Consider the following 13,187-nt stretch of genomic DNA (forward strand, 5'->3'; position numbering starts at 1 on the left):
CCACCGATGACACTGATCAGCAGGATTGAAACCTTCCTCGTCGCCCCGCGCTGGCTCTTCGTCCGGATCGAGACCGACAGCGGTATCGTCGGCTGGGGCGAGGCTAGCTGCGAGGGCCGCAGCGAAACGGTCCGCACCGCCGTCGACCAGCTCTCCGAACTGCTCATCGGCAACGACGCGCTGCGGATCGAGGACCACTGGCAGGTAATGACCAAGGGCTCCTTCTACCGCGGCGGCCCGATCCTGGCCAGCGCCGTGTCCGGGCTGGACCAGGCCCTGTGGGACATCGCCGGCAAACATTTCAACACCCCCGTGCACCAGCTCCTGGGCGGCCACGTCCGGGACCGGATCCGGATGTACGGCTGGGTGGGCGGGGACGAGCCCAACGAGGTCGCCGACCAGATCAGCGCGCAGCTGGAGGTCGGGCTCACGGCCGTCAAGATGAACGCCAGCGGCCGGATGAGCCCCATCGCCTCCGTGGCGGAGCTCGACGGCGTCGTCCGCCGTGTCGCCGCCGCCCGCGAGGTCCTCGGGGACCACCGGGACGTCGCGGTCGACTTCCACGGCCGCTTCAGCCTGGCGAACGCCCGGCGGGTTGCGCCGCTGCTGGAACCCTACCGGCCCTTCTTCCTCGAAGAGCCGATTGTTCCGGAGAACACGCACCTGCTGCGTGAATTCACCTCCTCCACCACGACGCCGGTCTCCACCGGTGAGCGGCTCTACAGCCGGCAGGAATTCCTGCCCGCGCTGCAGGCCGGCATCGCGGTGGCCCAGCCGGACCTCTCGCACGCCGGCGGCATCACCGAGGTCCGCAAGATCGCCTCGCTCGCCGAAATCTACGAGGTCCAGCTGGCCCCGCACTGCCCGCTGGGTCCGCTGGCGCTGGCCGCCTGCCTGCAGGTGGGCTTCGCTACACCCAACTTCCTGATCCAGGAGCAAAGCATCGGCATCCACTACAACCAGGGCGCCGAAGTCCTGGATTACGTGGTGGACAAGTCCCCGCTGAAATTCGTGGACGGCCACATCGAACGCCTGACCGGCCCGGGTCTTGGCATCGAAATCGACGAGGCCGTGGTCCGCGCCGCGGACAAGCGCGGCCACGCCTGGCGCGGGCCCGTCTGGCGGCACCCGGACGGAGCCTTCGCAGAATGGTGAATGATATGACCGACGAGCTGACCACAGACCTGACGCCGGAGGCCCTGCTGGCAGGAATCCGGCAGACCCGGCTGGTCGCCATTGTGCGCGGCACCGACGGCGGCGCCGCTGCGAAGGCGGCCCTCGCGGCTATGGAGGAGGGCTTCCGTTACGTCGAAATCGCGCTGACCACACCGGACGCCCTCGCGGCGATCCGGGAGGTCCGCGCGTCCGCCCCGGCCGGCTGTTTCGTCGGGGCCGGAACCGTGCTGACCGCGCAGGACGTCGAGCACGTGGCTGAGGCCGGCGGCCAGTTCATCGTCACCCCGGCGCTGGCCGAGTCGATCGAGGCCGCCGCAGCCCGCGGAATTCCGGTGCTGGCCGGGGCGCTGACTCCCACCGAGGCCTACGAGGCGATGACCCGCGGCGCCACCGCGGTCAAGCTGTTTCCCGCGTCCATCGGCGGACCCGGCTACCTCAAGGCGCTGCGCGACCCGTTCCCCGGGATCCCCTTCATCGCCGTCGGCGGCGTGGGGCTCGACGAGGCGTCGGGCTACTGGCAGGCCGGGGCCGTCGCCGTCGGCCTGGGCGGACCGCTCTTCGGGGACGCCGGCTCGGGCGGTGACCTGGCTCCGGTGCGGGAGCGCGCCCGGGGGTTCGTGGCGCTCGCCGCCGAATTCGATCGCCGGCTCGCCGCGGTGAGCCTGCGGTGATCGCCGGACCTGTGCTTCCCGTCCCGGGGATTCCTGAGCTTCTGACCTTCGGGGAGTCGATGGTCTCACTGCGCTCCGCCGGGCCGTTGTCCGCCGGCGGCTTGCTGGGCATGCATGTGGCCGGGGCGGAGTCGAACGTGGCCGTCGGCGTCGCACGGCTTGGCCACCGGGTGGGCTGGGCCGGGGTCGTGGGCGCCGACCCGCATGGTGAGTTCATCCTGCGGCAGTTGCGCGGCGAGGGCATCGCGGTGCACCACCGCGAGGATGTCGGCCGGAGCACCGGCGTGATGTTCCTCGAGCAGCGCACCGCCGACGTCACCCGCGCCTTCTATTACCGCGCCGGTTCCGCCGGATCCACGCTCAGCCGGGACGACGTCGACGCGGCCTTCCGGAGCGGCGCCCGGGTCCTGCACCTCACCGGAATCACCGCAGCCCTGAGCCAGGAGGCGCGGCGGGCCGTCGAGTATGCGGCCGCCCGCGCTGCCGGCGAAGGCCTGGACGTCTCCCTCGACGTCAACTACCGCGGCAAGCTCTGGTCCCGGGATGAGGCGCGTGCCGTCCTCACCCCGCTGGCCCGGCACGCCAGCATCCTGATTGCCTCCGACGACGAACTCTGCCTGGTCGCCTCCGGCGGGGCTGGCGGCACCGGCTGCACCGGCGGCACCGCCGGTTCCGAAACCGGCGCCGGTCCGGGCGGCGACGCCGAAACGGCCATGGCCGCCGAACTCCTGGACCGCGGGGTACGGGAAGTCGTGGTCAAGCGCGGCGCGGCCGGCGCCGGGGTCCACACCGCCTCCGGCCGGTGGGAGACCCCCGCCGTGCCCGTCACCAGCATCGACACCGTGGGCGCCGGCGATGCCTTTACCGCCGGCTACCTCTCCGCCCTGCTCGACGGCGAGGACGTGGCCGGCCGCCTGCGGCGTGGCGCCCTCGCAGGAGCCTTCGCCGTCAGTACCGCCGGTGATTGGGAAGGCCTGCCCCGCCGGGGCGAGCTCGCCCTCCTCGGGACCACGCCCAGCGGAACCACCCAACGCTGAGGCCCCGTCCGGCCGCCTCCACCGCCACCGACCGCCTCGACCGAATTACGACCTACACGGAAAGCCTGGACCAAAAAGTGAAAATCATTGCCGCGGAAGTCTTCGTGACCAGTCCGTCCCGTAACTTCGTGACTCTCCGGATTACCACCGAGGATGGTGTGACCGGGATCGGGGATGCGACCCTGAACGGGCGTGAGCTCGCGGTCGCCGCGTACCTCAAGGAGCACGTCGCTCAGCTGCTGATCGGGAAGGATCCGCACCGGATCGAGGACACCTGGCAGTTCCTGTACCGGTCCTCGTACTGGCGGCGGGGTCCGGTGACGATGGCCGCGATCGCCGCGGTGGACATGGCGCTGTGGGACATCAAGGGCAAGATGGCCGGGATGCCGGTCTACCAGCTGCTGGGCGGGGCGTCGCGGAACGGGCTGCGCGCCTACGGGCACGCCTCGGGCGCGGACATCCCGTCCCTGTTCGACTCGGTCCGGGAGCACCTGGAACTTGGCTACAAGTCGGTGCGGATCCAGACCGCGGTTCCCGGGATCAAGGCCGTGTACGGCGTCGCGGCGCAGGCGCAGGCCTCGGGGGAGCGGTATGACTACGAGCCGGCCGGCCGGGGGGTGTTCCCGGTGGAGGAGGACTGGGACACCCGCGCGTACCTTCGGCACCTGCCGGGCGTGTTCGAGGCGGTCCGGAACGAGTTCGGCCCGGAACTGCCGCTGCTGCACGACGGCCACCACCGGATGACCCCGATCCAGGCCGCGAAGCTAGGCAAGGCGCTGGAGCCGTATGACCTGTTCTGGCTGGAGGACTGCACCCCGGCCGAAAACCAGGAGGCGCTGCGCCTGGTCCGGCAGCACACCACCACCCCGCTGGCCATCGGGGAGATCTTCAACACCGTCTACGACTTCCAGAGCATCATCAAGGAGCAGCTGATCGACTACGTCCGGGCCGCCTCGACGCACTTCGGCGGGATCTCACCGCTGAAGAAGGTGATGGATTTCGCCGCGCAGTACCAGATCAAGTCCGGTTTCCACGGCCCCACGGACATCTCCCCGGTCGGGTTCGCCGCGCAACTGCACGTGGGCCTGGCGATCCACAACTACGGGATCCAGGAATACATGCCGCACTCCGATGCGACCAACACGGTGTTCGAGCAGTCCATGACGTTCGTGGACGGCTACCTGCACCCGGGCGACAAACCCGGCATCGGCGTCGAATTCAACGAGGAAGCCGCCGCCACCTACCCGTACCAGCAGGCCTACCTGCCCTACAACCGCCTCGTCGATGGAACGGTCCACGACTGGTGACCGCTCCTGCCTGACCGTTCCATCCTGACAGTTCCTGCCCCACAGGGCCCGGCACAAAGAAGGTCCCGGGCGGGAGTCGATGCTCCGCCGCCCGGGACCTGGCTTTTTTGCGCTGAGGCAGGCGCCTATGGCAGGCGCTTAGGGCTTTGCCCGGGTCAGTGAATGATTTCCCGGGTCATGCCGAAGGGGACCTGGTCGGACAGCGCCGCCGTGTAGTGGCCAGCCTTGTGCCGGGTGAGCAGGATGCCCTGCGTACCGGTTTCCATGGCAATCTGCTGGAGTCCACGGACGGCGTCCTCGAGCCGTTCGTCAAGGACCTGACGGCTGTCGACCTGGATCTCAATACACTCGGTTGCTGTGGTCATCGCTCTGTCCTTCTTGGGTATTACTCGTCGGCCCCAATGATTGAAGCGACAATAACGTCATATTTATCCGCCCGTCAAATCACCGCAGTGACCCTAAATGTTCCAGGTCCGGACCAAAAATTCGGTCGGCGCGTACCGCACGCCGTTGACCTGCAGTTCCAGTAGATGCGCGCCCGCATGATGGCGCCGCGTGGTCATTTGGCGGAAGGCATGGCGCTTCGAAAATTTCCTGGACTCGCCCGGCCCGAGGACGGACGTTCCGAGCATAAATACCTTCTCCGCGAGGGTGCCGTTCGCCTTGGCGTAGTGCACCACGTAGTCGACGGCGAGCCGGGCCTCCGCCGGCCCGATATTGGACACCTCGAAATCGAAGGCCAGCTCTCCGGGAAGTTCGACGACGGTGCGGTCCAGCCGCGGCGGCGTCACGGCGAGCGACACCGGCGGGAACCCCAGCAGCTTCAGCGCGCCCGGGTGGGCCTTCTTAAGCAGGGTCCTCAGCCCGTGCCGGACCACCCTGGGCGTGTTCGCGTCCGGGGCGGCCAGCCACCTGGCCGCCGTGGCCACCACCTCGTCAGGGGCATGGCGGGCCAGATCGTTGAGGTGATTGGCCACCGAGCGCCGGACATCCTCAACTGGGTCCCGGTACAGGGCATCGAGGATCGGCAGGGTGGCGGCGGGCCGGTCCGTGATCTCCGGGATGCGGATCGCCCACGGCAGGTAGGCCCGGGTGCCCTCGCTGGCGAGCCGGCGGACCTGCCAGTCCGGATGGGAGGTCCAGCCCTGAATGACGGCCAGTGCCCGGTCCAGATCGGCAGCGAGAAGCCGCCGGATCGCGAATTCCGCGGTGAGCCGCGGCGTCAGCTCAGCGAGTAGCGCCAGGCAGTCCTCAAAGTCGCCGGGTGTCGGGCCGGCCAAAGCGAGGGTGGCCGCTGTCTCGGTCACGGGCCAGATCATCCAGCCGGTGAAATCCGGATCTTCCAGCGCACGGCGGAAGATGACTGCGGCACCGGCGTAGTCCGCCGGCAGATCAGCCAGCAGGGCGCGGCTCAGGAGGTCCGTGCGTTCCCGCAGGCTCAGTTCGTCGAGGTGCCCGGCCGCTGCGGCGAGTCGGGGGAAGCTGCGCCCCGGCGACGCTGCGGCGAGGATCCGCTCCAGCGAACGGACGACACCCGGGTTGATCAGTTCATTCATAACGCCCATTGCTTCAGGCTACCGGGGGCGCGCGGCGGGGCCGCCCTGGCGTCCCAGCCCCAGCGGCGCCGGAACCGGGATATTCTTCACGAAGGAAATGTCCATACGCGGCGTAGAGGCGGAGACGGGAATGGCAGAGGAAACTACCGGGAAATCGCCCGGACGGTGGCAGGTCTTCCACGACAAGTTCGTTGTGGAGGAACGCTACATGAGCGAGCGGGACCGGAGGAACCTGTACCGGATCGCCGTCGGCCTCATGATTCTGGGCACCGTGCTGTTCGTCTCGATCCTTGCCAGTGTCCTCCAGCAGGGCGGCCTCGCGGCAGGCGACGAACCGGTCCGCTCCTGGCTCCTGACCCTCCGCTCCGAACCGCTCACGACGATCATGATTATCCTTGCGATCGTTTTCGGCCCCGTCGCCCTGCCGATCATCATCCTGGTGGTGACGGTGGCTTGGGGACTGCTGGCCAAGCACGCCTGGCGGCCGATGCTCCTGGCCGGCGCCATGGTCACCGGCGTGATCCTTGCCCAGATCATCGGGCGCACGATCGGGCGCCAGCGCCCGCCCGTGGATCTTATGCTCTTCGGCGCCGACTTCACCTTCTCCTTCCCGTCCGGCCACGTCCTGGGCGCCTGCGACTTCCTGCTGGTCAGCGCCTTCCTGGTCTTCTCCCGTCGGCACAACCGCATGGCCGCCGTCGCTGGCTTCCTGCTGGCCGGGGTCGGGATCTTCTTCGCCGCGGTCAGCCGGCTCTACCTGGGCTATCACTGGCTGACCGACGCGATGGCCTCGCTGTCCATCTCGTTCGTGATCCTCGGCGGCGTGATCGCGCTGGACACCTGGCGGACCGCCCGCATCCGCGGCGAGCAGATCACCGGAACGCTCTCCAAGGCCGACACCAGCCAGACGTAGTGCCCCGCCTGCAGCCCTCTTGTCCCGCCCCGGCGTGGATGCGACAGTGGGGCCATGGCCACCGAAGAGGATGTCCGCCGCGCCGCCCTGGCCCTGCCGGGCGTGGTTGAACGGCCCAGCTGGGGCCAACCCGCCTGGTTCGCGGCCACATTGATGGCCCGGATCTGGGAAGAGGGCGTGCTCACGGTCAAGACCGAGGAACGCGAAGGGCTCGCCGGAACGGACCCGGACACCTTTTTCTGGACCCCGCACCACGAGCGTTCACCGCTTCTCGTGCTGGTGCGGCTGGACCGGATCGGCAGAGAGGAACTGGCCGAACTCCTTGAGGAGTCCCACCGCCTAGCCGGGGGTCGGAGGTCCTAGCTCCGGCGTGAGCGGAGGCGGTTCAGCTCGCCCTGGAGCCGGGCATTGACGGCCTCCAGCTCCAGCACCTTGGCCACGCCGGCCAAGTTGAGCCCCTCCTCCAGCAGTTCGCTGATCCGCCGGAGCACCGCCAAATCCGCGTTGCTGTACTGCCGCGTTCCTCCGGCGGTGCGGTCCGGTGTCAGCAGGCCCTTCCGCTCGTAGAGCCTGATGTTCTGCTGCCCGGTCCCGACCAGCTGGGCCACCACGGAGATCGCGTAGACGCCCAGCTCCTGACCACGTTCCGTCACGGTGCTCCTTTGCAGTTCCAGGCGCCGGTTCCGGCGTGCCGCCACTTTTTCCTCTTGCATCAGTGTCGCACCGGTGCTATAAAAAATCTATATCCACCAACACAGATAATCCGGCTGGTTGGATACAGGGAAAAGACAGAGCTCTCGCATGAAGGAGTGGGAAATGATGTTGATGCGTACGGACCCGTTCCGTGAATTGGACCGGCTGACGCAGCAGGTCTTCGGAATGGCGGCACGGCCGGCCGCCATGCCGATGGACGCATGGCAGGAAGACGGCGAGTTCGTCGTCGCGTTCGATCTGCCCGGAGTCAACGTTGACTCGGTGGACCTCGATATTGAGCGCAACGTCCTCACCGTCCGCGCCGAACGGCGTGATCCGACCCAGCCCAACGTGGAGTTGATCGCCTCGGAGCGGCCGCGCGGCGTCTTCAGCCGCCAGCTCATCCTCGGTGACACGCTGGACACCGAGAAGGTCAGGGCACAATACTCCGACGGCGTCCTGACGCTCCGCATTCCGATGCTGGAACGGGCCAAGCCGCGGAAGATTGAAATCACGCACACGCAGGACCAGATGCAGGAGATCGGGAAGTAGCTGCGGCCGGCGCCGTCTGGTCCCCGCCCGGTCCGTCCAGAGGGCGGTGAATCGATGAATCGCCACCCCCGCGGCTACTACGCTGCGTTGCACGTGACACCGGATGCGACGGCCGCCGGGGGCCGGGAGATTCCGGTGCGGCACCACCGGCAGGAGGGCCCGGCCCTGCGGGTTACCCCGGTGCGGTGGGAGCGAGGTCCGCTGTGACCCGGCCGCCGTCACCCAGACAAGAAGCACAAGAGAGGGAGGGCAGCCATGAGCGCATGGCGCCGCTACGATTCGCACCTGATGCCGGTCTTCCACGAGCGTTTCGAGGCCCGGTGGGGCACAGGCACAGCCCCGTTCCTTGATCCGGAAGCCCACGAAGCGCCGCTTCCGCGGGCCCAGTGGATCAACATCGACACCGGCGCCGCGGTTGCGGTGGTCCCCATCTGGACCGCTGACGACAGCCAGCACCGGTCCTTCGGCGTCTTTTACCTGCCGCCGACCGGTGATATCTGGGTGCTGCGGCCCGGGTACACGAGTTATCTGGAGCCCTCCGTGGATGAGACCGAACAGCTCCAGGCGCTGCGGAATGACGCGTTCAAAAAGGCCGTGGCCCACGCCAAGGAATTCCTGTTCGGTCCGGAAGCCGCGGCCTACTGAGGTTCTGCGGGAGCCCTTCCGGGCCCGGGGCCGATCCGGCGCGCTGGCGCGGGTCGTGGCGCGGGGATGCGCCGCGGCCTAAAATCAGTCAACTGCCTGAAACTACATAGGGGACTCCTCTGATGAAAGCATCCGCCAAGGACCTGGCCGCCCTGCTGCCGCCGCGCTTCACCCTGGGCGTGGCGACCGCGGCCTTCCAGATCGAAGGCGCCCTCGATGAGGACGGCCGCGGTCCCTCGGGCTGGGACCACTTCGCCGCCAGGCCCGGGGCGATCGTGGGGGACCATAGCCCCGCGATTGCGTGCGATCATTACCACCGGATGCCCGAAGACGTGGCCCTGATGAAAGAACTCGGGGTCGACTCCTACCGGTTTTCCCTGTCCTGGTCACGCATCCAGCCCGGCGGTAGCGGGCCGGTCAATCCCGCGGGCCTCGACTTCTATGACCGGCTGATCGACCTGCTGCTGGCCAACGGGATCGCACCGATGGCCACGCTGTATCACTGGGACACGCCGCTGGAGCTGGATGAGGCCGGCGGCTGGATGAACCGGGACACGGCCTACCGGCTAGGGGAGTTCGCCGCAATCGCCGCGGCCGCGTATGGAGACCGGGTGACCCGCTGGGTGACGGTCAACGAACCCGCCACGGTCAGCACCAACGGCTACATGCTGGGGATGCACGCGCCGGGCGAAGCACTCATGCTGAAGGCCCTGCCGAGCGTCCACCACCAGCTGCTGGGCCATGGGCTGTCCATGCAGGCCCTCCGGGCCGCCAACGTACCGGGCGAAATCGGGATCACGAACGTCTACTCGCCGATGGTTCCGGCCTCGATCAACCCCCTGGACAAGCTCAGCGCCGGTCTTATGGACATGGCCCAGAACCGGCTCTACGCGGACCCAGTACTGCTCGGCAAGTACCCCGACACCATCCGGGCCGCCACCCTCTTCTCGTCCTTCAGCCCGTCCAGCGAGGACATGAAGCTGATCTCGCAGCCGCTGGACTTCTACGGGCTCAATTACTACATGCCAACGCGCGTGGCGTCCGGCCCTGGCGAGGGCGCGGTGCCCAAGGGGATGGCCGAGGCCATGGGCGATGACCTGAGCGGCACCGCACCCGGGTCCCCGTTCCACATCGAGTCGTTCCCGGACACCGAGATCACCGCGTATGGGTGGCCCATCAAACCGGAGTACATGGCGGTTGCGCTCGCGGAAATGGCTGAGCGCTACCCGGACCTTCCACCGGTCTACATCACCGAGGGCGGGGCCAGCTTCGAAGACCTTGAGATCCGGGACCCGGAAGGCGGGCTGATCATCCCGGACGAACGCCGCGTGCGCTACCTGGCGGACCATATTGCCACCGCCATCGAAGCGACCTCACCCGGGGGCGCGGCAGAGTCGGTCGAGCTGCGCGGCTACTACGTGTGGTCGCTGATGGACAACTTCGAATGGTCGGGCGGCTACAAGCAGCAATTCGGGCTGCTGCACGTGGACCGCGAGACCCAGGAGCGCACCAGGAAGGCCTCGTTCTACTGGCTGCAGGAAGTCCTCGCCGCCCGGCACCGGGACGCCATCCTGGAGACCCCCGACGCCGGCGCCGCGCCGGTAGCGTCCGTCGCCGTGCCGGTAGCGTCCGTCGCCGTGCCGGTAGCGTCCGTCGCCGCCAACCCCCAGCCGGCAGCCTAGCAATCGATCACACGTACAGGAGCGGGAGGTCTTCCGGCGCGGGATCGCTGAGGGGCGCTGGCCAGCTCGGATCCCCCGTGTCAGCGGCAGGGAAATGGTGACCGGTGGTGAACTGGTACCAGTCCGGGAAGGGGTCTTCGGGCAGTTCCAACTTGGGATCCGGGCCGGGGTCCGGGGGTAGGTCCAGGTCGGGATCCCAGCCGGGGTCCGGGGGTGGGTCCAGGCCCAGGTCTTCCTCCGTGGGCAGGCCTTCGTCCGTGCGCAGGAGATGGCCCGGCCAGTCGGGTGGTTCCCAGTCCTGTTGTTCGCTGGGATAGTTGCGTCCTGTCGGTGAGGTCCAGCCCGGCGGGCTGTGCTTGCTGGCCCCGGACGGTGTCCAGCCGGAGCTGTGTTTCAGGCGGTGATGCTTGGGGCAGGGCTGGCCCAGGTTGGTGATCCCGGTGGTCCCTCCGTCGGCCCAGGCCAGGAGATGGTCCGCCTCATTGTCCAGGGAAGGGTTGTTGCAGCCCGGGAAGGGACACCTGCCGTCGCGGAGCCGGAGCCAGTGGCGCATAGCTTTCGTGGGCCGGTAGCTGGTCCGTCCGATTTCCAGCGGGGCCCCGTCCCGCGGATCCGTCAGGACCCGGTAAAAGGAACCCGCACCCTCGGCGACCAGGCGGCGGGCCATCGACGGCGGGATCGGCCCGTACCCGTCCAGCATTGCCGGTTCCTCCCCGGCACCCAGGAGGGACAGGGCCGGGACGGTGATGAGGACCTGCGCCCGCGGGACCGGCACACCCCCACCCACACACCCGGCCATGCCGGTGCCGGCGCCGCCAGCCAGACCGTGTCCTTCCTCGCTTGTGCCGCCGATGGTCCCCGTGCCGCCTTCGGCCAGTCCAGTGGTGAGGAGCCAGGTGGCGGCGATGTCGGCGCGGAGCTGGGTCAGGGTCCGGGCCTCGTCCGGGCCCTGGAGGGCGCGGGCGGCGGCGGTGGTCCGCTCCCAGATCCCCGCGGCGGTGTCGGCCGGGAGGTACGCGGAGAGCCAGGCCATCCCGTCCCGGTCCGGGCAGTACTCGACCCGCCGGTCCGCAGCACACTTGGTGTGGCGTTCCTCGATGCTGACCGGGTGGTGGCGTTCCCGCCAAACACGGGCCTTGGCCCGGAACCGTCCCGGGACGAGATCCCCGGCCGGGCACCCCCTGGCCGGGTTCGGGGCATCGGGGTCCAGGAAGTGCGTCTCCAATGCCGCCGCCCCGGCCGCATCCAGGTTCGCGGTTTCGTCCACCATGATCCGGGCATGGGCCCACGAGATTGTCCCGGCCTGCAGGGCCGCCAGGGTCAACGGCAGCCGCGTGGTCAGGGCCTGGCACTCGGACAGGAACACCCCGGCGGCGTGTTCGCTGACCCTCAATGCACACGCGACCTCGGCCACCAGCGCCATCTCCTGGCCGGCGCGGTCCTGCGGGGACGCCGCCGGGGAGGCCAGGGCCCGGGTCGCCTCAGCGTAGCCCGCGGTCAGGCGTACCTTCAGCGCAGCGTTCCGGGCCTCCCGCCGGGCCGCCTCGGCCATCCCGTCCAGGCACGCATCCGCCAGATCCCGCAACGGATCAGAACCCCGCAGCGGATCGACGCCCGGCGTGGCAGATTCGGCGTCCCGCAGCCCATCGGCGCCCGGCGGATCAGGACGGTCCGCGCCAGCGCCCGTGAAGGCACCAAGCGCAGCAACGGACGCGGCGACGGCCTCCCAGGCCTGCCTGCTTTCCGCACTCCACGCTGCCGTGCTATCCACACTCAAAGACTATGGCCAGCCACTGACAATTCCTGCTGGGTTGCAGCGACCGCCGCCGCCCGGTGGGCGATTAGAGAATCTTCAGCTCCTGCAGGGTTCTCGCCATGCCTGCACCGTCCGGCGAGTAGATCCACGGAACGTTGGAGCCTGTGTGGTCCCCGGTTTCCGAGTGGCCACCGGCCAGGACGGCTTCGCTGGCGGAGAGCTGCCGGATGCCGATGGCGGCCACCCGGTCGCCGTGTTGCTGGGCGAAACCAGAGTAGATCGCTTCGTCGTGCTGCCCGTTGTCGCCGAAGAGCAACCAGCGCATGTTCGGGAACTCCTCGGCGAGCAATTCCAGGTTGCGGCGCTTGTGCTCCTGGCCGCTGCGGAACCAGCGGTCATGGGTGAGGCCCCAGTCGGTGAGCAGCAGGGCGCCGGAGGGGTACATGTTCCGGGTGATGAAGCGCCCCAGCGTGGGGGCGGCGTTCCACGGCCCGGTGGACAGGTAAATCACCGGAGCCTCCGGGTGCTCCACCTTGAGCCGGTCCAACAGCACGGCCATCCCGGGCGTCGCCATCCGGGCGCGCTCGTTGAGGACAAAGGTGTTCCAGAGCGCAAGGAAGGGGCGGGGGAGAGCCGTGACCATGATCGTGTCATCGATGTCGGACACGATCCCGAGCTTGGTGTCGGCGGCAATGACAAAAATCTTTGCGGAGGCAGGCTCGGTCCCCTCGGCGCGCAGCACAGCGGTGTGCCAGCCCGGGGTGAGCTCCACCTGCACGACGGTGTCCACGAGTCCGCCGCGGTCCGCGTGCACGCGGGCGGTTACCCCGCCGATCTCAATCTCCACGTCGGAGTACTGGATCGGGACGGACGTGAACGCCCGCCAGCCGCGGATGTTCTGGTTGCCGTTCTGCGCTGCCTTCTCAGTCCGGCTGCCGGGGTGGGGCCTGCTGGTCAACACCACCCGGCCGAGCACCCGGACCCAAGCCGTGGATCCGTAGCCTTGGTAGGCGACGGTCGTGGGGGCAAAGTCCCAGCGGCGGGCCGCCTTCAGGCGGGCACGATTAACGGTGTCCGAGACCCAGTGCGCCAGGCGGAAAGCCCGGTTGCCGGTGACTGGTTGCTGTCGGGGAGATTCCTGTGACGCCAATTCCATGCCTCCACTCTCCCACAAGCGCCCGTCCCGGCGCGGACCGTGT

14 protein-coding genes are annotated in these 13,187 nt (G+C 68.6%); 9 read left to right on the forward strand and 5 right to left on the reverse strand.

All coding sequences use genetic code 11. From position 1 onward, the window contains the following. Window positions 1-6 precede the first annotated feature (6 nt). The 4 genes from dgoD to manD all read left to right on the forward strand — a co-directional run bounded on the left by dgoD (window position 7) and on the right by manD (window position 4,191). The gene (dgoD, locus tag AC50YC_RS00210; RefSeq protein WP_494951645.1) at window positions 7-1,155 is read left to right on the forward strand and encodes a galactonate dehydratase; all 1,149 of its coding nucleotides are present in this window, start codon (window positions 7-9) and stop codon (window positions 1,153-1,155) included. Beyond that, a complete protein-coding gene (locus tag AC50YC_RS00215; protein WP_494951646.1) occupies window positions 1,149-1,847 on the forward strand; it encodes a bifunctional 4-hydroxy-2-oxoglutarate aldolase/2-dehydro-3-deoxy-phosphogluconate aldolase in 699 nt (232 codons plus the stop codon). Before dgoD ends, AC50YC_RS00215 begins: the two co-directional genes overlap by 7 nt. Continuing rightward, the gene (locus AC50YC_RS00220) at window positions 1,844-2,884 is read left to right on the forward strand and encodes a sugar kinase (RefSeq protein ID WP_494951647.1); all 1,041 of its coding nucleotides are present in this window, start codon (window positions 1,844-1,846) and stop codon (window positions 2,882-2,884) included. The genes AC50YC_RS00215 and AC50YC_RS00220 overlap by 4 nt, the downstream gene beginning before the upstream one ends. Before the next feature lie 77 nt (window positions 2,885-2,961). Then, window positions 2,962-4,191, forward strand: a complete 1,230-nt coding sequence (gene manD / locus AC50YC_RS00225) for a D-mannonate dehydratase ManD (RefSeq protein ID WP_494951648.1) — start codon at window positions 2,962-2,964, stop codon at window positions 4,189-4,191. Between the two features lie 155 nt (window positions 4,192-4,346). Here the strand turns inward: manD and AC50YC_RS00230 are convergent, their stop codons facing one another. Then, complete coding sequence (locus AC50YC_RS00230; RefSeq protein WP_494951649.1) at window positions 4,347-4,556, reverse strand: hypothetical protein; 210 nt, start codon at window positions 4,554-4,556, stop codon at window positions 4,347-4,349. A gap of 93 nt (window positions 4,557-4,649) precedes the next feature. Further along, window positions 4,650-5,756: a DNA alkylation repair protein gene (locus tag AC50YC_RS00235; protein ID WP_494951650.1), complete on the reverse strand. Its 1,107-nt coding sequence runs from the start codon at window positions 5,754-5,756 to the stop codon at window positions 4,650-4,652. A gap of 121 nt (window positions 5,757-5,877) precedes the next feature. Between AC50YC_RS00235 and AC50YC_RS00240 the strand changes: the two genes are divergently transcribed. Both AC50YC_RS00240 and AC50YC_RS00245 read left to right on the forward strand, forming a co-directional pair. Beyond that, window positions 5,878-6,660 carry a phosphatase PAP2 family protein gene (locus tag AC50YC_RS00240; RefSeq protein WP_494951651.1) on the forward strand — a complete coding sequence of 261 codons (783 nt, stop codon included), beginning with the start codon at window positions 5,878-5,880 and terminating at the stop codon, window positions 6,658-6,660. Between the two features lie 54 nt (window positions 6,661-6,714). Next, the gene (locus AC50YC_RS00245; protein ID WP_494951652.1) at window positions 6,715-7,023 is read left to right on the forward strand and encodes an MmcQ/YjbR family DNA-binding protein; all 309 of its coding nucleotides are present in this window, start codon (window positions 6,715-6,717) and stop codon (window positions 7,021-7,023) included. On the opposite strand, the gene AC50YC_RS00250 is transcribed toward AC50YC_RS00245, so the two are convergent. Beyond that, window positions 7,020-7,313: a MerR family transcriptional regulator gene (locus AC50YC_RS00250; protein ID WP_479824022.1), complete on the reverse strand. Its 294-nt coding sequence runs from the start codon at window positions 7,311-7,313 to the stop codon at window positions 7,020-7,022. The two genes, AC50YC_RS00245 and AC50YC_RS00250, sit on opposite strands and share 4 nt — an antisense overlap. Window positions 7,314-7,479: 166 nt before the next feature. On the opposite strand from AC50YC_RS00250, the gene AC50YC_RS00255 reads away from it, so the two are divergent. The 3 genes from AC50YC_RS00255 (at window position 7,480) to AC50YC_RS00265 (ending at window position 10,232) form a co-directional block, all read left to right on the forward strand. Continuing rightward, window positions 7,480-7,905 (forward strand): Hsp20/alpha crystallin family protein, encoded by a 426-nt coding sequence (locus AC50YC_RS00255; protein WP_494952156.1) that lies wholly within the window; start codon window positions 7,480-7,482, stop codon window positions 7,903-7,905. Window positions 7,906-8,160: 255 nt separating this feature from the next. Beyond that, complete coding sequence (locus AC50YC_RS00260) at window positions 8,161-8,550, forward strand: hypothetical protein (RefSeq protein WP_494951653.1); 390 nt, start codon at window positions 8,161-8,163, stop codon at window positions 8,548-8,550. A gap of 122 nt (window positions 8,551-8,672) precedes the next feature. After that, window positions 8,673-10,232: a GH1 family beta-glucosidase gene (locus AC50YC_RS00265; RefSeq protein WP_494951654.1), complete on the forward strand. Its 1,560-nt coding sequence runs from the start codon at window positions 8,673-8,675 to the stop codon at window positions 10,230-10,232. Window positions 10,233-10,239: 7 nt separating this feature from the next. Here AC50YC_RS00265 and AC50YC_RS00270 read toward each other — a convergent pair whose 3' ends face one another. Next, entirely contained in the window at window positions 10,240-12,003 is a 1,764-nt protein-coding gene (locus AC50YC_RS00270) for an HNH endonuclease signature motif containing protein (RefSeq protein ID WP_494951655.1), read from the reverse strand. Window positions 12,004-12,073: 70 nt separating this feature from the next. Further along, window positions 12,074-13,144, reverse strand: a complete 1,071-nt coding sequence (locus tag AC50YC_RS00275) for an App1 family protein phosphatidate phosphatase (protein ID WP_494951656.1) — start codon at window positions 13,142-13,144, stop codon at window positions 12,074-12,076. Window positions 13,145-13,187: the final 43 nt, after the last annotated feature.

It is taken from the genome of Pseudarthrobacter sp. MDT1-56, from assembly GCF_059383555.1.